Below are 25,636 nucleotides of genomic sequence, written 5' to 3'. Positions count from 1 at the left end.
TTTTAACCTAAAACCGATAGGGCTGCTTTTTTATCTTCATGCAGTTGGGCAATTAACGCCTCTACTCCATCGAACTTCATTTCTGATCGGATTCTATGGATTAGTGATACTTTTACTTCTTGATCGTAAATATCACCTTCGAAATCGAAGATGTTTACTTCTATCGTTTTTAGTATTCCGTCAGTTACTGTTGGTCGGTTACCGATGTTCATCATTCCTTTTCTTTCTTTCCCCTCTACATCAACGGTTACAGCGTAAACGCCAATTTTAGGGAGCAATTTAAAGGAATCTAATAATTCAATGTTTGCTGTTGGAAAACCGATTTTACGACCAATACGGTTTCCACTCACTACTTTGCCTTTGAAGGAATAATGATAACCTAGGTATTTTTCGGCTGTTTCTACGTTCCCATCATCAAGAATTGCTTTTCTGATAGCTGTAGAACTAACAGCGGCATCTTCGATTTCCTGCTTTGTTATTTCTTCTACCTCAAAACCAAAATCTTTTTGATGTTGCTTGAGATAATCGAAACCTCCTTCGCGGTTTCTTCCAAAGCGATGATCATAGCCAATCACTAATTTTGTGGTATTAATTTTATTGATCAAGATTTCCTGTACAAACTCTAAAGAGGTCATCTGAGAAAACTTCTTATCAAACTTCAATACAATAAGATGATCGATCCCTTCTTCTTTTAAGCGATCGATTTTCTCTTCTAAATTAGTGATTAGCTTTAATTCTTTTTTTGCCACTTCGGGTTGAAGTGTAAACCTCGGGTGAGGCCAGAAAGTAATCAATACGGTTTCAGAACCATCCTCTTCAGCTGTTTTTCTTAGATGCGACAAAATCTGTTGATGCCCAAAATGCACACCATCAAATGTCCCACTAGTCACTGTAGCTTTTTCGAGAGGCTTAAAATTTTCTATCCCGTAATGTACTTTCATTCTTTATTTCTTCGATTATTTATTCTCCTCTTCTTCTTTCGATGCTCTCCAGGCACGGATCACTTCAATCCATTCCTCCACAGATTTTGCATCTTTCACAGAGTATTCACCAATTTTGGTTCTTCTTAGGGCACTCATGTAAGCACCTACCCCTAATTCTTTACCAAAATCGCGTACAAAACTACGGACATACGTCCCTTTTGAACAAACCATTCTAAATTGAATTTTAGGAAATTCGATCTTTGTGATTTCCAATTCCTTTATTTCAATTTCTCGAGGGTCGATTTTTACTTCTTTCCCCTTTCTAGCATGTTTATATACCCTAACACCATCTATTTTTATAGCTGAGTGCATAGGAGGAACTTGCATGATTTTACCCGTAAATTGAGGTAAAAGTGCATGAATATTTTCTTCGGTGATATGGGAAATATCCGTTTCGCTATCCACTTCTGTTTCCATATCGTGAGACGGTCTCGTTTGTCCAATGACCATTTCCCCTTCATACTCTTTGATTTTCCCTTGAATTTGGTCAATCGTTTTTGTACTCTTACCTGTACATAAAATTAAAAGACCTGTTGCCAAAGGATCCAAAGTACCAGCATGCCCCACTTTCTTCACCTTCATTTCCCACCTTAACTTCTTGACCACGCCAAAAGAAGTCCATTCCAAGGGTTTATCTACCAATACTGTTTCACCAGCAGCAAAATCAAAATCTTTCATTCTATCAGATTAATTCGAAAAGAATAATGAGTAAACTATCGCAATTGTACCCACAGAAGCACACCAAATAGAGAACCATTGCAGTTTGGCTTTCTTCACCAAAGCAATCATCCACTGACATGCCAACATACCAGTTACAAATGCTGCAATAAATCCTAAAGTTAATGGTAAAGCACCAATGCCATCGGCAAAAGTACCATCCATAATTGCTTCTTTAGAATCTAACATATCTTTAGCAATCTTACCAAAGATTAAAGGCACTACCATTAAGAACGAAAATCTAGCAGATTTTGCTCGGTCGATACCCAATAATACAGAGGTAGAAATTGTAGCTCCTGAACGAGAAATACCTGGAAGAATAGCAATTGCTTGGGCAACACCAATAATTACTGCTTCCATATATCCAACAGGTTTAGTGGTATTCTTGGCTTTATCTGCCAACAATAACAATACTGCAGTCACTAAAAGCATACAGCCTACTAGCAATACTGCTCCACCAAAAAATTGTTCTATTTGCTTATTTAATAATACCCCAACTAAAGCTGCAGGTACCATAGAGATAATAATCTTTAGAGAGAACTGTGTTTCCTCATTCCACTTAAATTGGAAAAGTCCTTTTAGGATTTCCAAAATATCTTTTCTAAAAATAACCACGGTAGAAAGTGCCGTTGCGAAGTGCAACATTACCGTCATCATCATACTTCCTTCCGGATCCAGATCCTGATTATTAAAAATTGCTTTAGCTAACTCCAAATGTCCACTGCTACTTACCGGCAGGAACTCCGTCAGTCCTTGGATAATACCTAAGACAATCGCCTCAAAAATGCTCATTAATTCTAATTGATATTTATAATTGGTTTGTTTTTACTCTTCTGGAGCGCTAGGAGTTTTTAAAAGAATAGCATAGAAATTAATACCAAATCCTGCTACTACGATAATTGGACCTACAGTAAGACCTAATGAACCGAATCCCATTGCAGCAGTCTCCATAGACATAATTGCAAAACCGATGACGATAGTGAAAATACCAATCAACATCCAAACGAAGTTCTTCTTACCGAAAGCCAAATGTTCTTTATTATTACTCATTTCCTTATTATATTTTTTACTTGATGTACTCAAATTCAGATTTTACAACTTACAAAGTTATAAGGTTCTATAGTATATGAAAAAAAACGCGAATATATTACGTTAAAGTCTCTGAAAAAGGAGCAGGTTCTATTAGTACTACTTTTTCTTTATCAACTACTACCAACCCTGCCGGATCTCCTTTTCTCTTTCTCACAAACTTTTTAGGAGTATAAATTACCGGACACAATGTATCTGTTTTTCTCTGAGAATAATAGGCGGCAATCGATGCTGCTTTCTCAATCACATTTATGGGGAAATTTGGTTGCTTCGACTTCCATTTCACCACCACATGCGACCCTGCCACGTCCCGGGCATGTAACCACAAATCTCTTTTATGGGCATAACGTTGCGTGAGCAAATCATTATTTACAGCATTTTTACCTACCCAAATCTCGAAACCTTTGAACTCGAATTTCCTAAAAGGGAATACAGGTTCATTTTTTTGTAGTTTCTGTAATTCGTTGGCCTTAATATATTTTCTGATCTCTCTTACCATTTCAAATTGATCCAACGCCTCTCTGTGTTTTTTCAATTCTTCCATTTCAGTTTCTTTTTGCTGAATATTGGCTTCAAGATTCTTTACTTCTAACTTTTGATTTTTAGCTTTACGATAATACGTCTCCGCATTTTTCTGTGGAGTATGTAGTTCGTTCAACTTTATTTTGATATCCTCCTCATTGTAGAAATCAAACAAAGTCACTTTTTTTGATCGAGGAGGAATTGCATGAAGGTTGGCCATGATGATATTGGCGATTTCTTCAAAACGTGCATTCTCCGTCAGTTCTTCATATCGAGCATAATGCTTTTTCAAGTAGCTTTTTGATTGCTTCAACCTTTTATCAATCTCTTTGATAAGTGGCCCTTTTTCTCTTTCTACAAAATACCTTTTCGAGAATCGGTAATAAAACTCGTTGGCCGCATCGATGGGATCATCAGATTCTAGGAGTGTATTCGCTCCCTCTAATTGAAACAATAAAAACTGAACTTGTTCGTCTAATTCCTCCACATAATAATTAGGCGATTCAAGTTGCTTCACCAAATTAGAAAGTCTAGTCCATTGTTCATCGGGAGAGCATTTATCAAATCCTTGATTCTCAAGATAGGCATTTGCTTCCCTACCTAAAGTGGGGAAAGTAGCTTTTATTCCACCTTCATAAAATGCTTCTTTCGATTGATCAATATCTCTATCCAACGAACTGATATCCATGTTTTGATCATCAATGTGTCTTTTCTGAAAGATAGCATACACCTCTTCTCCTTGGGTTAATAGAATATTGGAACGATTGCCGTACATTTTAAATAACAATCCCCAATCATCCGTCATTTGAATTAAAAAGGCCCTCTCATTTTTATATTGAATGATATCCAATACTTCCTGATCGATTGCTTCTTTAAATAAATCGATGCTATTGACTTTCTTTCTTTGATAATCGAGTGGGAAAGTCAATAAATTAAAATTAGGTATCAAAGATGCTCGAATCCATTGCTCGCGTGCTCCTTTATAGAAGCCGATCATCAACTCGTCTTTACTTTGACTAAAACACGCCCCAAGGGTCATCCCTACTAATCTTTCTTTTAGTGCCTGACTAAGTTGTCTAAGGAAATAATAATTATTGAACATCTTTTTCTCCACTCTCTTACAGATTTCAGTATCAATTTGAGAGTATTTATTTTAATTTCAGATTCTTTTCAACTACAAAAAAACACATATATATGATATAAAAAAAGCCTCAAGAACGTGTCTTGAGGCTTATATATTATTTTTAACGATTAGGGTCGCTGAAAAATCATGTCATCATTTTTATAACCCGATTTGGTTTTATACCAATCTGAATAATTACCACCACTTGATTCTGCCCAAGTTTTAAAGTGATTATAAGCAGAAGTGATCTCTACGTTTTCATATGGATATTTAAATTCGTTGGCTACCACATTGATCGCCCAAGGATGGTTTGCATTTGTTTTATAATAGATATTTTGACCTGAATCTGTGTTATCATCACTTGTTTTAAAATAATCTTGATTAGCCAATGCCGTAGGTTCATAATTAGGTAAATGTACCTCTCGACCTCTTTCCTGATCTACAAAAATAAATGGATTCGGGTAATTGGTAAATGATGAATTTGCTAATTGTCCTGCATTAAAACTTAATGTAACGGTAAATTCATGAGGTGTAACATAAGTACTAGATGGTTTTACATTCACTAAAATTTCATCTGATGACATCAGAGAGTAGGCGTTTTCGAAAAAGATAACGCTAGCTTTTGCACTTCCTACTTCGGTTCCATTTGCAGATGTAGTTACCACACCTTGATCCAATACCTGACCTGTAGTATTATTTACAAGCGAAGCATTGAAAGGAAATTCAATTCCAAAACCGTTACGATAATAACCACCAATGGCAAAAACTTTGGTATCCATTACAATCTCTCTAATGAAATAATTCGCATTCAATACCTTTTTGTATTTCACCCCAATGACTAAATCGTTGAAATCGTAATCACCTTTTGCTGGCCATAAATCTTCAAAACCATAGGTAGAAAAACTTGATTTATTATTGATATATAAATTAAATGCTCTTTCTGAATCGTTAGGGTAATCTTCTTCATGATCAAATAAACCGTCTCCATCCGTATCTACAGCTTCAGATAAATCATCATAATCATCTACGCTAATTGTAAAAGGATTAGCTGTTAGATAAAACATACAATCGTTGAAGTCGTTATCACCTCCCGGACGAGTTAGATCTTCAAAACCTAAAACAACGATATTTCTATCCGTATCTTTTAAGGCGACCATATGTTGTTTATAGCCTTCAGGTGAGTCGTTATTTAATAAATAGTTACTATACTTTACTTGATTTTTATATACTGGTTGTTCTATAGAAGTGTCCCAACCATTTGGAATTAGTACCCATCCTATTGAAGTATTTGCATCGAATCGTCCTAAAAATACTTTATCTCCAGTTTTTAATTTGCCACCAGCATACAAATAAGATACATTTGGAAAGACCACTTTGATACTATCAATATCATTTGTTGACTGTGGTGGATTACCTGTAGGATACGTGTAATAAGCCAAAGTATTTCTGTAACCTGCCCCTTCATGAACAAAAGTAATCCACACATCTGCGTCTTGAATTATTTTGGTATCATAATTAATATCTTTTAAATATGAAGAATTATACGTTGGAACTGGTCTTCTCTCTGGTAAGGAGGCATCAATATCATCCATAAGAGCTTGTGATACAGTATCGGGGTCTATCAAATAATCTGGCAAACCTTGATTATCCCAATTACCATAAATGCTATGTAACTGTCCTGTATATGCAGTTCTTGATGAAGATGAATTATCAATTTCATCAATATTATTATAAATAAAATTTTCGCTTAATGATAAATAGTTAACACCTTCACTAACATCAAATTCAAAAAATTGAGGTACACCTGCTTTTAATGCTTTGATATATAGTTTTTTCGTCCCTCTTTCTATGTTGATACTGGATGTAAAAGTTGAACTACCTTTTAAAACAACACTTCCCAACAATGAAGTTTCATCAAAATCTGTTGACGAATAAATTTCAATTGGTAGATTTGAAGAAACATATTCTTGCATGATGTTGATATCAAAATCTACGGTTGTGGAATAGTTAAAGGAATTGTCTACCTGTAATGTTTCAAACCCTGACTTTTCGGCTGTAGGTTGTTCTTCATTGTTGTTTTTACATGAAGAAAAATAAATTAACAGTAGAATTGATGCAAATTGTAAAAAGTTTTTCATGATATGGGATGTTTATCTAAAACTTTAACTATCACATTTTAGACTAAGTTCCTATGTTATTTTACTCTACTAATTGTCCAATGAAATACTTTAAATCATTCAACTTTATATTTCAAGTCTTTAAGATCGGGTTGTCCTGCATCTACCCAACAGGTAAACCATAAGTTGGCAATTCTTTGTATAGATAACTGCATTCTTGCACTCACCATCCCTCCCACTGCTTCATTGTATTTTTCCGCATACTTTTTTGACGGTTGCAACTGTAAAGTAGCCCCTCGACGTTTTACTACATACTTCCCTCTATCACCAAAAGCAGCACTTACTTTCTTTTCTTCATTTAAGACTGTTTTTACCAAAGAATGGGATTCTCTCATGGCTTCCCATACCGTCTCCTGAATATTGTCTATATAATGGGCATTCTCTAATTGAATATTATATTGAGGATAATAGTTTTCTGGCAAAGTAGATTCCCAAAATGCATGAATTCCTACTTGATTGGTTAATTGTCCATTGTAATTATGAGTGGTATGAAGGGGTACGTGTAAATCGCCATAATAATGTCCCACCTCTCCGGCATATTTTATGATTAGATAAGCATCCTTTTCTTCAAAAGCTTTTCTCAACAGAAAATAGTACTTTGTAACTACCCAAGGTGCCATACCATTCACTAATAATGAATCGTTGGAATATTTCAGCAAAGCATCATCAAATTTTATGGGTTGTTGTAACAAAGAATCGTAAAACTCAATATCAATATAGTGTTTACTTCCTTCGTTGTCTAATAACCCTTTACGTTGATCAGGCCTTATCCCTCCTTTCTTTAACTCATTAATATGAGATTTAAAGAAAAAGAACATTTCATCAGGTAATAAGAAGGTGGCTTGAAGATTGATTTCTTGATGTGCAAAGAATCCCCAGAAAGAGAATAAGAGAGTAAAAGTTTTCATAAATCGTTAAGTGTTAAAGCTTAACAATATTAATAAGAAAATTTGATTTACCCAGTCATATCATCAAATATGTTGGTTTTCTGAGAACCATTTATTTGCTTTTCGAATCGATTTTGATGTATCTGTTTGATGCATCCCTAACTCATATCTTGCTTTTTGATTATCAAAATAATTATCCAAACAAAACAAACGTTGGGTCACTCTATCAAACGGAAATGAGGTGGATAAAAACTTATTTGATAATTCTACCACTCGACTCCCAAGGATTAATAAACTCTTTGGAATAGGTACAATTATCTTACTTTGTGGAATTTGATAGCGTACCTTATCAAAGAATTGTTTGAAAGTAAGATTCTCCCCAGAAAGAAGATATACATTCTTAGGTTTTCCTTTTGTAATAGCATTGACCACTGCATGTGCTACATATTGTACATCAACAAAACTTTTCCCGCCAGGAGGACAGAAAATCACTTTATTTTTTAGAGCGAATAATAACAGTTGCCCACTTGAGTGATTTGCATCTCTAGGACCAATCATAAATGTAGGCGACAATACCATGGTTTCGAACATTCCATCTTCATTTTGAGATAAGACATATTCTTGTGCTAAGTATTTACTGTAAGCATAACCCGATTTATACAACCATGGCATAAATGAAGACGACTCATTCCCTGGTTTTTCTTTTGTCCCGTTGGTTAATGTATTGGCCGTACCAATAAACAAAAATCTCTTTACACCAGAAGCTTTCGAAATGTCTATCAAATTCTTTGTTACCTCTACATTGATGGGATAAAACGCATCTAAGGTATTGATATTACTTTGTGTTTTAGCCGCACTATGAATCACAATATCACATCCTTTTATTGCTTCTATCAGATCCTTTTTATTTGATATATCTCCGTAGAACATATCACAATCAAGATCATTTAGACCTTGCAGATTGGCCCCTTTTCTTACCAAAGCCACTACTCGATAGTTAAATGCTAATAGAGATTCTACAATATTAGCACCTAATAAGCCATTGGCTCCTGTTACTAAAACCTTATTCATTTTACTCATGCCATATTAATTTCCTGTAATAGATTTCTTCTCACCATTGGGAGTCTAATTTTATCTGGACACATTCGGATAAGATACCTACATACTCTATTCATTAGCCCCGGGATAATTCTAGCTTTACCATTATACATTTCTTCTAAACATATTTCGGCCACCTCAGAAGGAGATAAAATGGTGTTCCTAATTAAGATATTGGAATGTTGTTTTATGCGTTGAGCCACAATTTCATTTGTAGGCATCCCTCCAGGGTGGGCAACACTCACTTTAACACAAGAATCTTTTAATTCTTCATTTAACCCAAGTGAAAAAGATTCAACAAAAGCCTTGGAAGCAGGATATACAGTTTTAAATGGCATTGCCCCAAAAGCGGCCACACTCGAAATATTTAAAATGTGCGCCTCTCTTTTATTTTTTAAATTAGGTAATAGACCTCTTGTCAATTTTACCAATGCCAATACGTTCAGATTAATAATGTTTTGAATGTATTCTTCCGATGCTTCTTCAAATCGACGACTACCTCCAATTCCAGCATTATTAATCAAAACTTCTATTTGGTGTTTCTGATTGATCTTTTCTATCAATTGATCTAATTCGACTTGATTCGTTAAATCAGTCTCATAATAGTAAACGGATACTTTAAATTTAAAACTCAACTCTAATGCTAAGTTTTTGATGTTTTCTTTGGGTAAAGAAATTAGAATTAGATCCTTCCCTTTTTGTGCACAAGTTCGAGCAAACTCTTTTCCCAAACCCTGACTCGCTCCAGTAATTAAAATAAAGTTGTTGTCTGATGTTCCCATAAATTGATGTGATTTCCATTTATATCACTGCAAACCTACTTTTTACTCACATCAAAGCATTTTCATTTCTTGGGAAGCGTCATATTTTCTTTTGAGTTGTAGAATGATTCTTTGAGTTGTATTTGAATATATCTTTAAAGAAAAGCTTAAACAAAATAAGTAAAAACTCGAAAATCTATTTTGTTTAAAGAAAATTAAAAAATAATAAACAAAATATTTTCAACTTGTTTCTGTCAGTTTTCCGATTCTATAACGACCAATGACTAGAACTCAAATTTCAACAAAACCTCCAAAACATCATCAAAAAGCAATATTTATAAGAAAATCAATCATTTACAACCTTATTAATAATAGCTTTTTTCAGAACAAAAAGGCATTTGCTATAGATTTTTTCTGTTTAACTATAAGTAAAATATATTAAACAAAATTTGCAAAGAGTTTTAATAACCTATATATTTGTTTCAACAACAATGAGAAACATTAAACAAAACACCTTTAACTCTATTATTATGACAGCTATAGAATTCAATCACAAATTGCAGTATTTAATCCCAGCATTGGAGCCATTCGCTTACAAACTGACAAAGGACACTGCGAATGCAAAAGATCTAATTCAGGAGACAATGCTTAAAGCTTTCTCTAATAAGGAGAAGTTTATGGTAGGTACAAACATGAAAGCATGGGTGTTTACTATCATGAGAAACACATTCTTAACGAATTACCAAAAAAATGCACGTCAGAAAACGTTTATTGATACTTCTGATAATCTGCATTTTATCAATAGCACTTCTACCAAACAAGAAAATAAAGCTATGGGTCAGTTTGCAATGGATGATATCCAAACGGCTATTGAGAATTTAGATGATACGTACTCTGAACCATTCATGATGTATTTTAGAGGATTTAAATACCATGAAATTTCAGATAGATTAAACATTCCAATTGGTACAGTAAAAAACAGAATCTTTTTAGCTAGAAAAGAATTAAAAGAGGTATTAGCAGTGTACGCTGATAGATATTAATGAATCTTTTTAGTACTACTTAAATAATGCTGTTATTTTTGTAAAATGATACAAGAACAGCTTTATAATATGGGCAATGTTGCCTTCGGTGGTGCTATGAAAATTGCATCTTTTCTTCATCCAAAAGCCAAATTATTTATTGATGGAAGGAAAGGTTTACTATCAAAAATATCTTCCGATTTTAAGAATAACACACGTCCAGTAGCATGGTTTCATTGTGCATCCCTAGGCGAATTTGAGCAAGGGCGTCCTGTTATCGAAGCTTTTAGAACTGCATTTACCGATTATCTAATTGTACTCACATTCTATTCACCTAGTGGATATGAAGTTCAAAAAGAGTATGATCAAGCTGATTTTGTATATTACTTACCAATAGACACCAAATCTAACGCGACAAAATTTGTCGAAACTATTCAACCTAAAATTGCATTCTTTGTCAAATATGAATTTTGGCATAACTACTTGAATGCATTAAAAAAGAATTCATCCAGAATAATATCCTTCTCGACGATTTTTCGTCCTGATCAAGCTTTCTTTAAGAAAGGGGGAGGATTTCAACAAAATATGCTTAAGAAGTTTGACTTCTTTTTTACTCAAGATCAGCGTTCATTTGATCTGTTGAGTCAGATCAATATTAATTGTAAAGAGATAGCTGGCGACACTCGCTTTGATCGTGTTGCCGAAATCTGTGCGTCTCCTAAACAAATACCCTTAGCCCAACAATTTTCGGAAGGAAATCAAGTAGCCGTTGTGGGAAGTAGTTGGCCTCTTGACATCGAAGCATTGAGCAAAAGTGTCAATAGTATTTCTTCTCTAAAATGGATCATCGCTCCTCATGAAATATCCGATAAAAAAATCCAATTTATTATAGATACATTTTTTAGTAGAAAGTGTATTCGTTATTCAAAAGCAACAACTGAAAATATAAATCAGTACGATATTCTAATTATCGATAATATTGGAATGTTGTCTTCCTTGTATCAATTTGCTGATTTTGCCTATGTTGGAGGAGCATTCAAAGAAGGTTTACACAATATTTTAGAGCCTGCTACATTTGGTATTCCTATTGTTATTGGTGCAGAATTCAGTAAATTTATTGAGGCGATAGCGCTAGTAGAAAGGAAAGGAGTGTTAAGTATACAATCCTCTGAAGAATGTCTGTCTATTATCAAAAAGTTAGTAGATGATGTTGAGTTTAGAACTACTACCGGCAGAATTACCAAACAATATGTTAATGAGAATTTAGGCAGTACTGAAAAAATTATCAGTTATTGTCAAAAGATTATTTCAGAAAATCAATAATTCAAATTAAGTTTACGAAAAGACATAATCCTTCTGTAAAGAAAAGTTTATAGAGGTGAAATCACATTAGAATGGCAAAAAAAGGGAAGAAAAAAAATAAAGAAAAAGAGGTTAGTGGAGATGTTAAAGTAGGAATCATTACCAAATCTACTGGCTTATGGTATGAAGTTGAGGATAAGGAAACTCGACAATTCTTTAAAGGTCGCCTTAGAGGAAAATTAAAACTCAAAGGTATGAAAGTGACTAACCCTGTTGCTGTTGGTGATTTTGTGAATTACACATTAGAAGATGAAGTTGAAAATACGGTAATCATTCATGATATTATCGATAGAAAGAACATTATTCTAAGACAGTCTACCCGTAAAAAATGGCACGGCCATATTATCGCTGCCAATATTGATCAAGCTATCTTAATTGCCACACTTGCCCTTCCCAAAACCTCTCTTGGTTTTATAGATCGTTTTCTAGTAGCAGCAGAATCTTATGATGTTCCTACCTATATTGTTTTCAATAAAGATGATTTATTGGAGGATGAGGACAGGGAATATTTAGACTACCTAAAATCAATCTATGAACCGCTAGGTTACAAATGCTTACGTGTTTCAGCGACCGAAAATCAGAACCTTCAAGAGCTAAATGAAATCATAAAAGATAAAACTTCGCTATTGGTTGGTCATTCTGGTGTAGGCAAATCTACTCTTTTGAATAAATTGGCATCAAAAATGCATCAAAAAACTGATGAGATCTCTTTATTCGCCATGAAAGGTAAACATACTACTACTTTCGCCGAAATGTTCACCCTTGCAGAACAAAATGGTCATTTAATAGATACCCCGGGCATTAAAGAACTTGGTATCATGGGAATAGAAGAAAATGAAATTGGTCATTTTTTCCCTGAAATTCGTGAGGTAATGAATGAATGCAAATACAATAATTGTACTCACGTTCATGAACCACAGTGTGCAGTCAGAGATTTAGTCGACGAAGGAAAAATTGCCACTTCACGCTACTTAAGTTATTTAAGTATGTTAGAAGGTGATGATAATAGAAAATAAAAATTAACTTTGATCGTTATACCCATAGTACAATCTGAAATATTTTTTTCATATCACTTTTTAAGTGAATAGGATTTTCAAATTGACTACAAAAAAAGTTATAAAGACATGAGAGAAGTTCTCGTAGAGAAAATAGTACCTAAAAAATCCTCTTTAATTGAGTTTTTGATCTACAATAAACAAGACAATATTCTTCAAGTTTCATACAAAAGAGGAAAACACTCAGGAAAAGTAATTACTTATAGAGATTTTCCTGCAGATTCTTTTGATATGATTATCACATCTGAATCTCAAGGTAGAACACTACTAAGAGAATTAAAGCGATACAAAAAAGAAAAAGATTCTTTCTTTAAGTTTTTTATTAATCTCTTTACCAAGAATAATAAAATACCTTATTAATAAGCAAACAGTCTATTTTTTAAACATTTAGGCCTACTATTGTAACATCATCAATCTGCTCTGCAGATGCCTTCCACATCGTAAAATAATTTTCCAACCAAACTTTTTGAGTTTCAAAAGATTGGTCTTGAGATATTTCGTGTAAAATTTTTCTAAATTTCGCAATCCCAATACGTTTTTTCTCTCCATTAAATTGGTCATAAAAACCGTTTGAAGTAAGATAAATTGTATTTCCTTTATGTAAATTTATTTTGTGTTCGGTAAAGCCCTTTTGTCGAACATGCTCTGGCTCATTACCTATAGCTCTTCTTGTGCCTTTTACTTCATGAAATTTATTTTCAGAAACATAAAACAATGGTCTTTTTGCACTTGCAAAAGATAATTCACATCCATCATCATACTTTTTAAAACGAAGCACCATCATATCCATACCTACTAAAGTTGGATCTTTTGTTGACTTTTCCCTCAACAGTTCATCCATTTGTTCTAAAATATTAGGTACAGTAATATTTTTATCTACTACAATTTGTTCTAATAGCTGCATCCCAAATAAAGACTGTATCCCCCCTGCTGTGCCATGACCAATACAATCGGAAAGAACGAAATAACATATTTCTTCATCCCTTTCTTTAAAGGTCTTCATCCAATAAAAATCTCCGGATACTTTTTCTTTTGCTTTAAACATCACAAAAGAATCAATAAAATAACTATTTATCTTTTCGTTTGGAGGTAGTACGATAGACTGTAGCGAACGTGCATAATACAATCTTTGTGTCATTTCTTTTTGTTGATACTTCAGCTTATCGTTTACAGATTTAAATTTATCAATTTGCTTTTTAAGAATCTCCTCTCTATTGGATAATACTTTATTCTGACTTGCCACTTGATTGGTTCTTTCTAAAATAAGTTTCTCCAAAATTTCTTTATCGTATTGCACCTTTTCATCATAAAGTTTAAAAGCTACATAACCCAACCCTAACAGGAATAATATTATACCTGCTAATCCATATACAGTTTTGTACCATTTCTCTTCAACTACAAAAGAAAAATTAGTGGAATCGCTCCAATCAAACTCTCCTATTTGCTTGGCTTTTATTTGTAATACATATTCACCCGTCTCTAAACCCGAAGCAATTAAACTATTATTCCATCCCAAAGATTTCCATGGACCATCATTATATCTGTACTTAAATTCTACCATTGCACCAGGGTAGCAGAGACTACTAAACTCAAAATCTATATAAGATGAAGAAGATATTTCGGGGTTATCTATATTTATAAAATCGAATGTGGCATTACTAATTTTTGTAAAAATTGGTTTAGGTGTTTTCTTAAGGTTCATATCTCCGCTTGAGATTCCAATACCAGCAGTTGTTCCAGCCCAAACTTCTCCATCATCACTAATTAACATAGAACGGAATCCTAGTGTTTTACTCGGTAATCCCGATAGTTCATCAAAGATTAAGTAGTTTTTCCAATCCTCAATTCTAATCACACCTCTGCTATTGGAAATCCAATACACTTTTTCGTGTCTTTTATCATGCTTTATTGTTTTCACTTCACCTAAATCAAGATTATCGACTTGTTTTAAGTTCAGCTCATCTTCATCAAGAATAGCCAAGCCCAAATTAGTAGCCATAACTATTTGTTTTCGGTCGATAATAAAATCATTGACACTTAGTTTATTTACCTTCTCAAAACCTAATGGGACAGATAGATTAACGAAACGATCTAACCTTTTTCTGTAGCTAAATATATAAGAATGATTATCACTTCCTCCAGCGTATAATGTCCCTTTTTCTACTTTTAAAACGTTTACTTTACTTAATAACCCCTTTTCTCTGCCGTAACTTATAGGAATACTATTATCCTTCAATCGGTAAACACCTCCATGATCTTGGACGTACCAAATCTCTCCTTTCCTTTCTACAAGGTTATATATTGCACCTCCTCCTTCCGACAAATCTAATTTCTTAAGCAATTCGCCATCAACAGAATATACTAGGATATAGCCTATATTAGTTGACATCCAATACTCTTTTCCTCTTTTTAATAGACGAAGAACTATTCCATAATTACTTGGTATTTGCCAACTTTTCTCCACTCCCTCATGAATCACATTTGTAAAATATACGGCGTGTCCATCGGTATAAACCACCTCGTCTCCTTCTTCAATAATATCCTGAACGTATCCGCTGCTTATATCTTTAAAAGGTTTAGTAAAGTATTGCTCCTTTAATAAAGTAATTCCATTATCTGTACTCAACCATATTTCAGAAAGTCCTTCCAAATAGATAGAGTTGATTACTCTAGAGGACACTTCTTTCATTTTCGTGATCTTAAACTCTTTTTCAGAAGTATCGATAACAAAGAACCCATTGTTCCAAGTAGTCACTAACCAAAGGTCTTCGGTAAATGGTACTACCCATGAAGGAGAAAAATTATTAATTAGAATAGTCTGCGACAAAACTTCATCACCCGATTTATTCAACCAAATGGAAAAAAAACCCGAATCTGTAGAAACATAGATCAAACCATCTTTAAAGAAGGCATGATTCACTCTATCTAATTGACTTAATAAAGAAATTTCTTCAAACTGATCATGTATTTTATTGTACCGATAAAAGTAACCTGCTTCAGAAAAAGCATAAATACCAAGTCTTCTATCCTCTAGAATGGTAAATGATCTTTGAAAATTTGTTGGGATATCTTTTTCGGAGAATTGGTAGCGTTGCTTAATTTTAAATGAAGAATCCAGTAAATTAATGGAGTGATTATCGGCAACCCAAATGTCATTATTCTTAGATTCGAATATTTGCTTTGGGAACCATAACAAAGAATCAGAAGCATAGGCATCCCCTTCAATAAGTAATTCTATGTCGGGATGTGCTGCTGAAGTTTTCACCTTTATCAACCCTAAATCTGTTGTTGCTAAAGTCACACCACTTGATGTAGTAAAAATATTTTTTACGTAAGGACTGGGCAACCCCTTTTTAATTTGAAGGAAGTTTTTACCATCAAATCGAATGATACCCTCATCTGTAGCTGCCCACACAAATCCTAGACTATCTTTTGCAATAGATTTTACCAATGGATTTTGAAGCCCCTTCAATTCGTTGTAAGTGGAAACATTCCATTGAGCAAAAGTTCGATGGGAACAGTAGCATAAGAATATCAGATTTAGATAAAGTATGAATATTTTTTTAGTAAAAATTCTCAAATCAATTAATCTTAGAGTGCTTTGATGTCAATTAACATTTTAATCAATAAAAAATTTAATCAATGAAACCCTCAAATCATAATAAAAAACGAACATTATCAGTTTAATTCTAAATCATATAATTAGGATGAAAAAATTATCTAAAAAGCAATATTGTTTTTAAAGAAATTCAGACCTTACTTTGTAGAAGTGGCGTGTGTAAAGTGCCTATAAAATTTTAATAACCTATCCTTTTGTCGTTAGAACAAACATTAACAAAGCAATCAATTAAAATTTCACTCACTTCACACCTCATTACATTCATTTTCAAATGAATACATTTTTATAAGTTGTTTTTTTCTACTAACTTAAAAGGTATTCAAACTGTAATTAGAAACGAAAAAAGAAGACATACCATACATCTGTTTATCCCACGGTAAACGGTTCAAACTTTTCTAAAAAATGATGACATATAAATTCACCCTCGAAAACAGTTTTCTTGATAAATACAAGAACGTAAAACCTCCATTTGGCTTCAATGGTCTTGGAGAGTTAGTGTACATGCGTACGTACTCTCGTCTTAAAGAAGATGGTACGAACGAAGTATGGTGGGAAACTGTAAAAAGAGTTGTTGAAGGAACTTACACTATTCAAAAAAATCACATCTTAAAGTACCAATTAGGATGGGATGACAATAAAGCACAACTTTCTGCTCAAGAGATGTTCGACCGCATGTTTAACATGAAATTCTTACCTCCAGGTCGTGGTCTTTGGGCAATGGGTTCTGAACTAACTACAAAGCGTAACCTTTTTGCTGCATTGAACAACTGTTCTTTTGTAAGTACAGAGACAATGGCTGAAGATCCTACTAAACCATTCGAATTTCTTATGGATATGTCGATGTTGGGAGTAGGTGTTGGTTTTGATACAAAGGGTGCTGGTACGGTAACTATTTACCAACCAAACAATGAAGATAAAGTTACTTATGTTATACCTGACTCCAGAGAAGGTTGGGTAAACAGTACAGGAATGTTATTGGATTCATTCTTCCACGCTGGAAGAGTAAATGTAGAATTCGATTATTCTAAGATTCGTGAAGCAGGTCTTCCTATTAAAGGATTCGGTGGTATGTCATCTGGACCTGGACCTTTAATGAAACTTCATGATCAGATCAGAACAATGTTTACGGGTAGACCGGAAGCAGCTACAATTACAGTAACTGATATTGTTGACATCATGAACATGATCGGTTGTTGTGTAGTTGCAGGTAACGTAAGACGTTCTGCAGAGATTGTATTCGGTGATCCTAACGATGACGAATACTTAAAATTAAAAGACTACCGTTGGAATCCTGAGTCTCAACAGATGGAAGGATCTTCAGCACACCGTTCTGAGTACGGATGGTCTTCTAATAACTCAGTATTCTCTACTGTAGGTATGGATTACAGTAAAGTAGCAGGACAAACTGCTGTGAATGGTGAGCCTGGCTACATTTGGTTAGATAACATGAGAAAGTTTGGACGTATGGGTGACGCTCCAGACAATAAAGATAATCGCTCAATGGGTACTAACCCATGTGCTGAGCAAACACTAGAATCTTATGAGTTGTGCTGTTTAGTAGAGACTTTCCCTACAAGAGCAACTTCTAAAGAAGATTACTTAAGAACATTGAAGTTTGCTTACTTATACGCTAAAACAGTAACGCTTACAAATACACACTGGCCTGAAACCAACCGTGTATTATTAAGAAACAGACGTATTGGTACTTCTATGTCAGGTATAGCTCAGTTTGTTGAGAAACACGGTATCGATACATTCAGAGAGTGGTGTGACGAAGGATACAACACTATCCAAAACTGGGATACTATCTATGCTGAGTGGTTGTGTGTTACTCCTTCTGTAAAAACAACTTCGGTAAAACCTTCTGGAACAGTATCTTTACTACCAGGTGTTACTCCAGGTATGCACTATCCTGAAAGCAACCACTACATTAGACGTATTCGTTTATCGAAAAAATCTCCTCTAATTGAAAAGTGTATCGCGGCGAATTATCACGTAGAGCCTTCAGTATCTGAATCAGATACTATGGTAGTATCCATTCCAGTTGAAATCCCAGGTGTTAGAACAGTCAATCAAGTAGGAATTTGGGAACAAGTTCACTTGGCTGCTTTCCTTCAACGTTATTGGGCTGACAACCAAGTATCAGTTACTGTAACATTCAAGAAAGACGAGGCCAACCAAATTGAGCCTATCTTGAACTACTTCCAGTATCACTTGAAGTCGATCAGTTTCTTACCAAAATTAGAATTAGGTAATACAGTCTATCCTCAAATGCCTTACGAAGAGATTTCTAAGGACAAGTATGATGAGTTAGCAAAACATATCAAGCCTTTGAACTTCGATGAGATGGGACAAGGTCAAGATGTAGAGGCAGAGAAATTCTGTGATGGCGACCACTGTCAGCTATAATTTACATCAGAAATAAAAAAGAGTTCGATATTTATATATCGAACTCTTTTTTTATGGGTTTTAAAAAAAATCATTAAATCTGATCAGTTTCCAACTCTTTATTTTTTATATCATAAATAGGTACAATAGGGACTATCTGATGTAAAATACCATAACAATAGACACCCAGAAATCCACCGAGTGCATCAGCAAAAAAGTCTAGTACATCACCTTCCCTTGCAGCAAGCATCAAACCTTGTAATATTTCTGTCAATGCCCCCCAAGAACAAACAATAATGAGTACTGTTCTCACTATTTTTCCTTTTTGATTATTAAAAAATCGACCACCACAAAAAGAAAACATCAAACAAGCAGTAAATATTCCAAAAATTCCGAAATGTGCTACTTTATCGAAATGTGGTATTTTAGAGAAAAAACTGTCAGGATCTACAGGCTGTACTGTTAATAACAACTTAATTGTCACTAAAAACCACAAAACTGATGGAAGTAACCACAGTATATCTTTTCCTATTCCGTTCTTGTTCATTATTTTCGTCATAAATTTGATTCATTAAGTCACAAAAGTATGCGATATACCTCATTATATATAACCATATTGTTATCTATCAGTGTATTTTTTAATGCACAGGCTCAAAAAAAGAAAAAATTAAAAGGTAAAGATGAAATAGCGATTGTTTCTACCGATTTTGGAGAGATTGTTTTTTTACTTTCAGATAAAACACCAGAACACAAAGAGAACTTTATCAAACTGGCCAAAGAAGGCTTTTATGATGGGACGATATTTCACAGGGTGCTAAAAGGATTTATGATTCAAGGAGGCGACCCTAATACACGCACCGATGGAGACTCTACAAGAATTGGTATTGGATCTCCTGGCTATACTTTAAATAGTGAATTTACCGATGAACTAAAGTTCGATTATGGTACAATTGGCATGGCTCGTCAAAGTGATGAGATTAACCCAAGTAAATCATCAAGTGGATCACAGTTTTTTATTATTGTAGCTAGAGATGGAGCACATCATTTAGATAGTGACTATACCGTCTTTGGTCGAGTGATAAAAGGGATGGAAGTCGCTGAAAAAATCGCTGATTTGGAAATAAATTCGGAGGCAATTCCTTTCAAAAGACATGAAATAAATATAAAAGTTGTTAAACTTAAGAAGAAGGATATTGTAAAAACGTACGAATTAGATAATTTTTAGATCGATATGTAGAAAAAATAGGTGATTATCAACATTCAGTAACAAGTTTTAGGGAATCGAAATTATTTTTTATCAGTTTTCTAATTAAATTTGCCTTGTTCAAAATTTGGGATGTTTATTACTGAAATGTTTTTAGTTTCTATATCACATATTTTGTTTTATAAAGTATTTAGTTCGCAGCAAGATTAAAGAAACTCTTAGAGAAATGACAAAAACAACAATACTTACAATTTTAATGATACCTGTAGTATTTTTACTAAGTTATTCATTATATCATAGTGTTTTTGACACCATTCAAGAATCAGAGGAGATCCGCATTTCAGAAAAAAATGTAATCCTTCGTTTGAAATTGATACGTGAAGCTGAAACAGCTTACTTCCAACGTTATAAAGAGTATACTGGATCATGGGATACGCTAGCAATGTTTATCGACAATGATTCAATTTACAACGTTCAGAAAAGAGAGATCATTCAACCTCGTAAGAAAAATGACCCTCTTTACTATACTCGTACTGACTCAGTTCGTATCGAATATGATACAATCGACGCAGTACAAGTAAGAGAAAAAATCTTCCCTGGTGAAGACTTTGATGCTACAAGGCTAAAAAGAATTCCAGGTAAGAAAGGAAAAGAATTTACACTTTCTGCAAGTACGGTCAAAAAAGGTAACGCTACTGTAGCGGTTGTCGAAGTTGTTGACAAATACCCTCGTGACCCTCACCGTAAAGAATCTAACCCTTCTCCTACAAAGAGATTACTTAAGTTTGGTTCTTTAACTGAAGCTACTACTGCAGGTAACTGGGAATAACATTGGAAGATCTGCTATTTGAATCAGTCAGATACTCCGTACATTCAGACAGCTTTGATGTTGCTCAACTTGCTAATTACAGCTTGCATTTGAGAATACATCAAAGCTGTTTGACTATAGGGGTATTTGATGCCGAAAACAACGAATGTCTCGTACTGGAATCTTACCACTACGACACAGCACAAAACACTACTGCTCTAATTGTGAATTTGCATAATATAGTGCAAAAACATTCTTTCCTAAATGCGGCATTTTGGAAGAACGTTCACATTATTTCTGCTCTACCTTCTTTTGCATTTGTTCCTGAAGGAATTCATGATGAAGAAAGCAAACAGAATATCTTATCACTCATTTCTAAATTCCATCAGAAGAAAGACAATATTCATGTTCATCCTAAATCTGGAGAAACTGAGCTTTGTTTTGCTATCCCTAAAGAATTAGAAGAGTGGCTTTCGGATATGTATAGTAACTCTCAGGTTAGTTACAACCACACTACCGAAAGTTTTATTGTCGAAGCAAATGCATTATTTGGTAATGTATTGCACTGTTACATCGACGTGGACACGATTTTGATCACAAAATCGGATGATGAAAAAGTCCGTTTTGCGAACACTTTCAAATACAAAACTCCTCAAGACCTTCTGTATTTTGTTCTTTTTGTTTTAGAAGAATTAAATATTGACCAACAAGAAGCTGAAGTAGTTATTTGGGGTGAAGTCGATTTCCACGGAGAAAGTATTAAAACACTTAAAAAGTTTATAAACAAAGTATCTGCTGGCACAAGACCAACAGATGTTCGTTTCGCTTACCAATTTGATCAAGAACCTCAAGAACAAACGGCTATTGACATAATTGGAAATATGAAATTAAATAAATGAAAAGAATAGCTTTTTTCCCTGGCACTTTTGATCCGTTTACAAGAGGTCATGAAGACATTGCTCTTCGTGGTGCTGAACTTTTTGACGAAATCATTATTGGAATAGGTCACAATACTAAGAAAAAGAGATTTTTTCCTGCTGAGGCCATGAAAACCCTTATCGAAGAGCACTTTAAGGATAACCCTCAAATAAAAGTGATCTTGTATCAAGATTTAACGGCAAAAGTAGCTAAAGAATTAGGCGCTACTGTACTTCTTAGAGGACTAAGAAATACAACAGATTTTGAATATGAAAACAGTATTGCACAAGCCAATAGACACATTAACGGATTAGATACTGTTTTCATATACACTTCTCCAGAATTCTCTCACCTAAGTTCTTCTATAATCAGAGAGTTACATAAATTCGGACATACCGTTGATGAGTTTGTTCCATTTTCTTTAGAAGTACCCAAATAATCTTTATCACCCAGAGAATAATATCATTAGATTTAAAAAGTTTAAGAGCAGACTAATCAACTTAAATTTTTTAATGCTAAATTGCACCTAATCCTTAATAATAGAATTATTACTAAGGTTTTAGGAACGGTTATTTAAATAAATAATCTAATTTTTAGATAAACATTTTTATCTCTGATCCCTCGCTTAATTAAATAGCATTGGATCAACGGCCAGTTTGCCGACCCTATCTATCGGATAGCTTAAATATATATATTATGGGATGTCAATCGTGTTCGACGATGGCATGTGGTGTACCTACAGGTTGCGGAAGTAACGGCGATTGCCAATCAGGCGGTTGCAGTAAATTAAATGCTTTCGATTGGCTTGGAGATATGGATCTGCCATCCTCACAACGCTTCAATATAATTGAAATAAAATTTAAAGGTGGACGCAAAGGGTATTTTAGAAATACCAACCACCTGGAAACTTATATCGGTGATCCTCTTGTAGTTGATACAGGAAATGGACATCATATAGGTCATGTTAGCCTTCAAGGCGACTTAGTACGTCTTCAAATGTTGAAAAAGAACGTTGAAGACGACGAAAGTATACTTTCTATTCTACGTCATGCTACTCCTAAAGATTTAGAGAAGTTAGCTATGGTGAAGAATAGAGAAATTCCTACACTTTACAAGACCAGAGAAATCATTCAAGATCTTAAGCTTGATATGAAACTTTCTGATGTTGATTTCCAAGCAGACAATTCTAAAGCTACCTTCTATTACTCAGCAGACGATAGAGTCGATTTCCGTCAGCTGATTAAAGTATTGGCAAGTGAGTTTAAGATTCGTGTAGAAATGAGACAAATCTCTTTAAGACAAGAGGCAAGCCGCTTAGGTGGTATTGGATCTTGTGGTAGAGAATTATGTTGTTCTACATGGTTAACGGAATTTAAAAGTGTTTCTACTTCTGCTGCACGTTATCAAAACCTTTCTTTAAATCCTTCGAAACTTTCTGGACAGTGCGGGCGACTAAAATGTTGTTTAAACTATGAGTTGGAAACGTATATTGATGCTTTGGTAGATATTCCAATGATCGATAAAAATTTACGTACTCAGAAAGGAGAAGCTCACCTTCAAAAGGTAGATATTTTCAGAAAGCGTATGTGGTTTAGTTTCCAAGGTGAAACTACTTGGCATGTCATTTCTACAGAAAGAGTAGAAGAAATTTCTAAAATGAATGCTAAAGGTAAATTCCCTGAAACATTAGAGGAAGATATCGAAGAAAAAGCACCTGCATTCCAAGAACAAAAGCTAAGTAGTATTCTTGATAAGCAGCCACTTCCTCAAAAGAAGAAGAAGAAAAAAGCTGATAATAGAGCGAAAGGTGGACAGAACCAACAAGGAAATACTGGTCAAAACCAAAATCGCAAAAAGAATCAACCTTCTAACAGAAAGCAAAATCAAAAAGGAGGACAAGGAACACCACAACAAAAGAATGCTCCTAAAAAAGGCAATTCTCCACAAAAAGGTGCACCTAAGAAGAATGCCCCTCAAGGAAATTCTAACCCTGCTCAGAAAAAGAAAGATGGACCAAAACGTCCTTTTAAACCTAATTTCAAAGGGAACAAAAGACGTAAAAGACCAAATAATAATGATGAATAAAATCTATCCATTTTTTATCAAGTTAAGCTGTCTATTGGTCGCTCTATCATTCTACAGCTGTGATAGTAAAAGAGTAGATGAAAAATACATTGATTTTACAGAAGGTATGTGGCCAGTAGATTCATTGGCAAGTTTTGATTTTGATATCGAAAACCCCAATGAAGATTACAACCTTATCACATACATAAGAAACACGAATGATTATCCTTACCAAAACATCTATATCAAATACTCTTTGATATACAATGGAGAGGAAAATAATGATACCATTATCAATAATACATTAAGTGATTTTCAGTTATTCGAAGTAAAATCGGGTAAACCTTTTGGAGAAATGGAAACATCTTTAGGTAATAGTAGCACTGGTGCGATTTACAATCACCCTTTACTATTAAAGAAAGACATTTCATTCCCAAAAGAAGGAAATTACTCCTTAGAAATCCAACATTATATGCGACAGGATTCTTTGGAAGGAATTATTGGAGTAGGTTATCGAATAGAACATTCTAAATAACAAAAAGAGGTATTGCTATAAACAATACCTCTTTTTTTATCACTTAATTTGAGCTTTTAATAAGGCGATTCAAAATTGAACATATCTTTATACTTTTCTTGCTGTTTTAAGACATGTTCTATTGATTCTGTGACTATTTCACCCATGTTTTCACACTTAGAAAAACGATTGTTTTTATAATGTAAAGTCAGCTCATCTCTAAGTGTTTCTACATTTTTATGAGGTGCTATGATATCTTTCCTCATTGTTTTTAATATATCTTTTGCTCTATGACGGAAACCCATAACACGGGTAGCAATCATAAATCTTTCTTCTGCTTGATATTGTCTTACTGATTCCCATGAAATCTTACCCATACCCAATTGAATCACCGGGTTATTTTGTCTATAGAACTGAGGCATGTAGATATTCCTTCTCCCTTCATAACTTTGCTGATCAAAATCAATTGGGCGAATTCTATAGTTGATTTCATCAAAATCTGGCACCATTAATACTACCCAGTTGGAAGAGTGCATATCTCCCAATAATTGCACAAAACATCTCTCATTAAACTTAATAAACTCTTTCGCCAAACGTGTTTTATTCTGATGCCCATCTTCTAGATAATTATTAATAAACATATCACCTGGAATACCCGGAATATGCTCTTCAATAAGCGTTTGTTCAGTCACTAAGTAACTTACCTTATTGGGCGATAATATATCCTCTAACTCTAAACCATAAATACGTGAAGCATCGGCCACTTTAATATAGAAATAGTCAAAGTTATCGTTTACACGGTTTACAATTCGAATTCTAAAAGGCTTTGTATTACCATATGTACACATATCCACCCTCTCCACAAAAAGGTGTTCCATTACAGTTAGGTTACCATCGGCTCTTAAAGACGCATACAACTCTTTCAGCGTAGAGTAAATATGCTCCATATCGTCTTGCGGATAATACACAGTTACCCATAAAGTATCCTCCCCTTGTGAATCATATAATGGAACTGCAGTATTAAAGCGCAAAAGGTCATTATAATCTATGGATATAGGCGATAATCGATCGTACTGATCTAAAAAATATTCTAATGGTTCAGTGACAGGATAAGGTACTTTTTTCTTACTGATAATGGCCATACGCTACAATTCGGTCTAAGTGATAAGTTTGAGATATTCTGTGTGTTCTATCGAATAGATAATTAAATCTCTGCTTAAAATTACATATTTTTTGTACCCTATTAAAAAGATATTCATCATTTGATGATAAATAAGAGAAAGATCATCAAACCGTAGAAATATTCATTGAACATATCTCAATCA

Annotated in this window: 23 protein-coding genes; 11 read left to right on the top strand and 12 right to left on the bottom strand. The window is 34.1% G+C overall.

The window, feature by feature from the left end:
- Positions 1 to 2: 2 nt before the first annotated feature.
- The 9 genes from MY04_RS20065 to MY04_RS20025 form a co-directional block, all read right to left on the bottom strand.
- Complete coding sequence (locus MY04_RS20065; RefSeq protein ID WP_066212753.1) at positions 3 to 941, bottom strand: bifunctional riboflavin kinase/FAD synthetase; 939 nt, start codon at positions 939 to 941, stop codon at positions 3 to 5.
- 15 nt (positions 942 to 956) lie between these two features.
- On the bottom strand, positions 957 to 1,661 hold the full coding sequence (truB, locus tag MY04_RS20060; RefSeq protein WP_066212750.1) for a tRNA pseudouridine(55) synthase TruB: 705 nt from the start codon (positions 1,659 to 1,661) through the stop codon (positions 957 to 959).
- 9 nt (positions 1,662 to 1,670) lie between these two features.
- Positions 1,671 to 2,492, bottom strand: coding sequence for an undecaprenyl-diphosphate phosphatase (locus tag MY04_RS20055; RefSeq protein ID WP_066212741.1), 822 nt, complete (start codon positions 2,490 to 2,492; stop codon positions 1,671 to 1,673).
- Between the two features lie 33 nt (positions 2,493 to 2,525).
- Complete coding sequence (locus MY04_RS20050; RefSeq protein ID WP_066212737.1) at positions 2,526 to 2,750, bottom strand: DUF3098 domain-containing protein; 225 nt, start codon at positions 2,748 to 2,750, stop codon at positions 2,526 to 2,528.
- Between the two features lie 97 nt (positions 2,751 to 2,847).
- Complete coding sequence (locus tag MY04_RS20045) at positions 2,848 to 4,413, bottom strand: NFACT RNA binding domain-containing protein (RefSeq protein WP_066212734.1); 1,566 nt, start codon at positions 4,411 to 4,413, stop codon at positions 2,848 to 2,850.
- Between the two features lie 149 nt (positions 4,414 to 4,562).
- Complete coding sequence (locus MY04_RS20040; RefSeq protein WP_066212731.1) at positions 4,563 to 6,572, bottom strand: LruC domain-containing protein; 2,010 nt, start codon at positions 6,570 to 6,572, stop codon at positions 4,563 to 4,565.
- A gap of 95 nt (positions 6,573 to 6,667) precedes the next feature.
- Positions 6,668 to 7,519: a zinc dependent phospholipase C family protein gene (locus MY04_RS20035; RefSeq protein WP_066212728.1), complete on the bottom strand. Its 852-nt coding sequence runs from the start codon at positions 7,517 to 7,519 to the stop codon at positions 6,668 to 6,670.
- A 63-nt stretch (positions 7,520 to 7,582) separates the two neighbouring features.
- Entirely contained in the window at positions 7,583 to 8,569 is a 987-nt protein-coding gene (locus MY04_RS20030) for an NAD-dependent epimerase/dehydratase family protein (protein ID WP_158297796.1), read from the bottom strand.
- Positions 8,570 to 8,574: 5 nt separating this feature from the next.
- Entirely contained in the window at positions 8,575 to 9,378 is an 804-nt protein-coding gene (locus MY04_RS20025) for an SDR family NAD(P)-dependent oxidoreductase (RefSeq protein WP_066212722.1), read from the bottom strand.
- A 509-nt stretch (positions 9,379 to 9,887) separates the two neighbouring features.
- Between MY04_RS20025 and MY04_RS20020 the strand changes: the two genes are divergently transcribed.
- From MY04_RS20020 to MY04_RS20005, 4 genes are all read left to right on the top strand, one after another.
- Positions 9,888 to 10,400: an RNA polymerase sigma factor gene (locus MY04_RS20020; RefSeq protein ID WP_066213495.1), complete on the top strand. Its 513-nt coding sequence runs from the start codon at positions 9,888 to 9,890 to the stop codon at positions 10,398 to 10,400.
- 45 nt (positions 10,401 to 10,445) lie between these two features.
- On the top strand, positions 10,446 to 11,702 hold the full coding sequence (locus MY04_RS20015; RefSeq protein WP_066212719.1) for a 3-deoxy-D-manno-octulosonic acid transferase: 1,257 nt from the start codon (positions 10,446 to 10,448) through the stop codon (positions 11,700 to 11,702).
- A 71-nt stretch (positions 11,703 to 11,773) separates the two neighbouring features.
- Positions 11,774 to 12,757 (top strand): ribosome small subunit-dependent GTPase A, encoded by a 984-nt coding sequence (gene rsgA, locus MY04_RS20010; protein ID WP_066212714.1) that lies wholly within the window; start codon positions 11,774 to 11,776, stop codon positions 12,755 to 12,757.
- A gap of 108 nt (positions 12,758 to 12,865) precedes the next feature.
- Positions 12,866 to 13,156, top strand: coding sequence for a KTSC domain-containing protein (locus tag MY04_RS20005; RefSeq protein WP_066212708.1), 291 nt, complete (start codon positions 12,866 to 12,868; stop codon positions 13,154 to 13,156).
- A 19-nt stretch (positions 13,157 to 13,175) separates the two neighbouring features.
- Here MY04_RS20005 and MY04_RS20000 read toward each other — a convergent pair whose 3' ends face one another.
- Positions 13,176 to 16,376 carry a SpoIIE family protein phosphatase gene (locus MY04_RS20000; protein ID WP_169055543.1) on the bottom strand — a complete coding sequence of 1,067 codons (3,201 nt, stop codon included), beginning with the start codon at positions 16,374 to 16,376 and terminating at the stop codon, positions 13,176 to 13,178.
- Positions 16,377 to 16,817: 441 nt separating this feature from the next.
- On the opposite strand from MY04_RS20000, the gene MY04_RS19995 reads away from it, so the two are divergent.
- Positions 16,818 to 18,824, top strand: a complete 2,007-nt coding sequence (locus tag MY04_RS19995) for a hypothetical protein (protein ID WP_066212702.1) — start codon at positions 16,818 to 16,820, stop codon at positions 18,822 to 18,824.
- 73 nt (positions 18,825 to 18,897) lie between these two features.
- Here MY04_RS19995 and MY04_RS19990 read toward each other — a convergent pair whose 3' ends face one another.
- A complete protein-coding gene (locus MY04_RS19990) occupies positions 18,898 to 19,350 on the bottom strand; it encodes a VanZ family protein (protein WP_158297794.1) in 453 nt (150 codons plus the stop codon).
- A gap of 69 nt (positions 19,351 to 19,419) precedes the next feature.
- On the opposite strand from MY04_RS19990, the gene MY04_RS19985 reads away from it, so the two are divergent.
- The 6 genes from MY04_RS19985 to MY04_RS19960 all read left to right on the top strand — a co-directional run bounded on the left by MY04_RS19985 (position 19,420) and on the right by MY04_RS19960 (position 24,332).
- Positions 19,420 to 20,028, top strand: coding sequence for a peptidylprolyl isomerase (locus tag MY04_RS19985; protein ID WP_158297793.1), 609 nt, complete (start codon positions 19,420 to 19,422; stop codon positions 20,026 to 20,028).
- Positions 20,029 to 20,233: 205 nt separating this feature from the next.
- Entirely contained in the window at positions 20,234 to 20,836 is a 603-nt protein-coding gene (locus MY04_RS19980; protein WP_066212695.1) for a hypothetical protein, read from the top strand.
- A 2-nt stretch (positions 20,837 to 20,838) separates the two neighbouring features.
- Positions 20,839 to 21,714 carry a DUF3822 family protein gene (locus MY04_RS19975; RefSeq protein ID WP_158297792.1) on the top strand — a complete coding sequence of 292 codons (876 nt, stop codon included), beginning with the start codon at positions 20,839 to 20,841 and terminating at the stop codon, positions 21,712 to 21,714.
- Positions 21,711 to 22,172 (top strand): pantetheine-phosphate adenylyltransferase, encoded by a 462-nt coding sequence (coaD, locus tag MY04_RS19970; RefSeq protein WP_066212689.1) that lies wholly within the window; start codon positions 21,711 to 21,713, stop codon positions 22,170 to 22,172. Before MY04_RS19975 ends, coaD begins: the two co-directional genes overlap by 4 nt.
- Before the next feature lie 257 nt (positions 22,173 to 22,429).
- On the top strand, positions 22,430 to 23,818 hold the full coding sequence (ricT, locus tag MY04_RS19965) for a regulatory iron-sulfur-containing complex subunit RicT (protein WP_084005986.1): 1,389 nt from the start codon (positions 22,430 to 22,432) through the stop codon (positions 23,816 to 23,818).
- On the top strand, positions 23,808 to 24,332 hold the full coding sequence (locus tag MY04_RS19960; protein WP_066212686.1) for a gliding motility lipoprotein GldH: 525 nt from the start codon (positions 23,808 to 23,810) through the stop codon (positions 24,330 to 24,332). Before ricT ends, MY04_RS19960 begins: the two co-directional genes overlap by 11 nt.
- A gap of 56 nt (positions 24,333 to 24,388) precedes the next feature.
- On the opposite strand, the gene MY04_RS19955 is transcribed toward MY04_RS19960, so the two are convergent.
- Entirely contained in the window at positions 24,389 to 25,453 is a 1,065-nt protein-coding gene (locus MY04_RS19955) for a hypothetical protein (protein ID WP_066212684.1), read from the bottom strand.
- Positions 25,454 to 25,636 lie beyond the last annotated feature (183 nt).

The organism is Flammeovirga sp. MY04 (genome assembly GCF_001682195.2).
Classification (GTDB): Bacteria; Bacteroidota; Bacteroidia; order Cytophagales; family Flammeovirgaceae; genus Flammeovirga; species Flammeovirga yaeyamensis.
Note: the sequence above shows the minus strand (reverse complement) of the source record. Positions and strands in the feature narration are given on the sequence as shown.

Bases quoted from the DNA above. Each gene is read 5' to 3' on its own strand.
- MY04_RS20065 (WP_066212753.1), bottom strand. From the start codon at position 941: ATGAAAGTACATTACGGGATAGAAAATTTTAAGCCTCTCGAAAAAGCT.
- truB (WP_066212750.1), bottom strand. From the start codon at position 1,661: ATGAAAGATTTTGATTTTGCTGCTGGTGAAACAGTATTGGTAGATAAA.
- MY04_RS20055 (WP_066212741.1), bottom strand. From the start codon at position 2,492: ATGAGCATTTTTGAGGCGATTGTCTTAGGTATTATCCAAGGACTGACG.
- MY04_RS20050 (WP_066212737.1), bottom strand. From the start codon at position 2,750: ATGAGTAATAATAAAGAACATTTGGCTTTCGGTAAGAAGAACTTCGTT.
- MY04_RS20045 (WP_066212734.1), bottom strand. From the start codon at position 4,413: ATGTTCAATAATTATTATTTCCTTAGACAACTTAGTCAGGCACTAAAA.
- MY04_RS20040 (WP_066212731.1), bottom strand. From the start codon at position 6,572: ATGAAAAACTTTTTACAATTTGCATCAATTCTACTGTTAATTTATTTT.
- MY04_RS20035 (WP_066212728.1), bottom strand. From the start codon at position 7,519: ATGAAAACTTTTACTCTCTTATTCTCTTTCTGGGGATTCTTTGCACAT.
- MY04_RS20030 (WP_158297796.1), bottom strand. From the start codon at position 8,569: ATGAATAAGGTTTTAGTAACAGGAGCCAATGGCTTATTAGGTGCTAAT.
- MY04_RS20025 (WP_066212722.1), bottom strand. From the start codon at position 9,378: ATGGGAACATCAGACAACAACTTTATTTTAATTACTGGAGCGAGTCAG.
- MY04_RS20020 (WP_066213495.1), top strand. From the start codon at position 9,888: ATGACAGCTATAGAATTCAATCACAAATTGCAGTATTTAATCCCAGCA.
- MY04_RS20015 (WP_066212719.1), top strand. From the start codon at position 10,446: ATGATACAAGAACAGCTTTATAATATGGGCAATGTTGCCTTCGGTGGT.
- rsgA (WP_066212714.1), top strand. From the start codon at position 11,774: ATGGCAAAAAAAGGGAAGAAAAAAAATAAAGAAAAAGAGGTTAGTGGA.
- MY04_RS20005 (WP_066212708.1), top strand. From the start codon at position 12,866: ATGAGAGAAGTTCTCGTAGAGAAAATAGTACCTAAAAAATCCTCTTTA.
- MY04_RS19995 (WP_066212702.1), top strand. From the start codon at position 16,818: ATGATGACATATAAATTCACCCTCGAAAACAGTTTTCTTGATAAATAC.
- MY04_RS19990 (WP_158297794.1), bottom strand. From the start codon at position 19,350: ATGAACAAGAACGGAATAGGAAAAGATATACTGTGGTTACTTCCATCA.
- MY04_RS19980 (WP_066212695.1), top strand. From the start codon at position 20,234: ATGACAAAAACAACAATACTTACAATTTTAATGATACCTGTAGTATTT.
- coaD (WP_066212689.1), top strand. From the start codon at position 21,711: ATGAAAAGAATAGCTTTTTTCCCTGGCACTTTTGATCCGTTTACAAGA.
- ricT (WP_084005986.1), top strand. From the start codon at position 22,430: ATGGGATGTCAATCGTGTTCGACGATGGCATGTGGTGTACCTACAGGT.
- MY04_RS19960 (WP_066212686.1), top strand. From the start codon at position 23,808: ATGATGAATAAAATCTATCCATTTTTTATCAAGTTAAGCTGTCTATTG.
- MY04_RS19955 (WP_066212684.1), bottom strand. From the start codon at position 25,453: ATGGCCATTATCAGTAAGAAAAAAGTACCTTATCCTGTCACTGAACCA.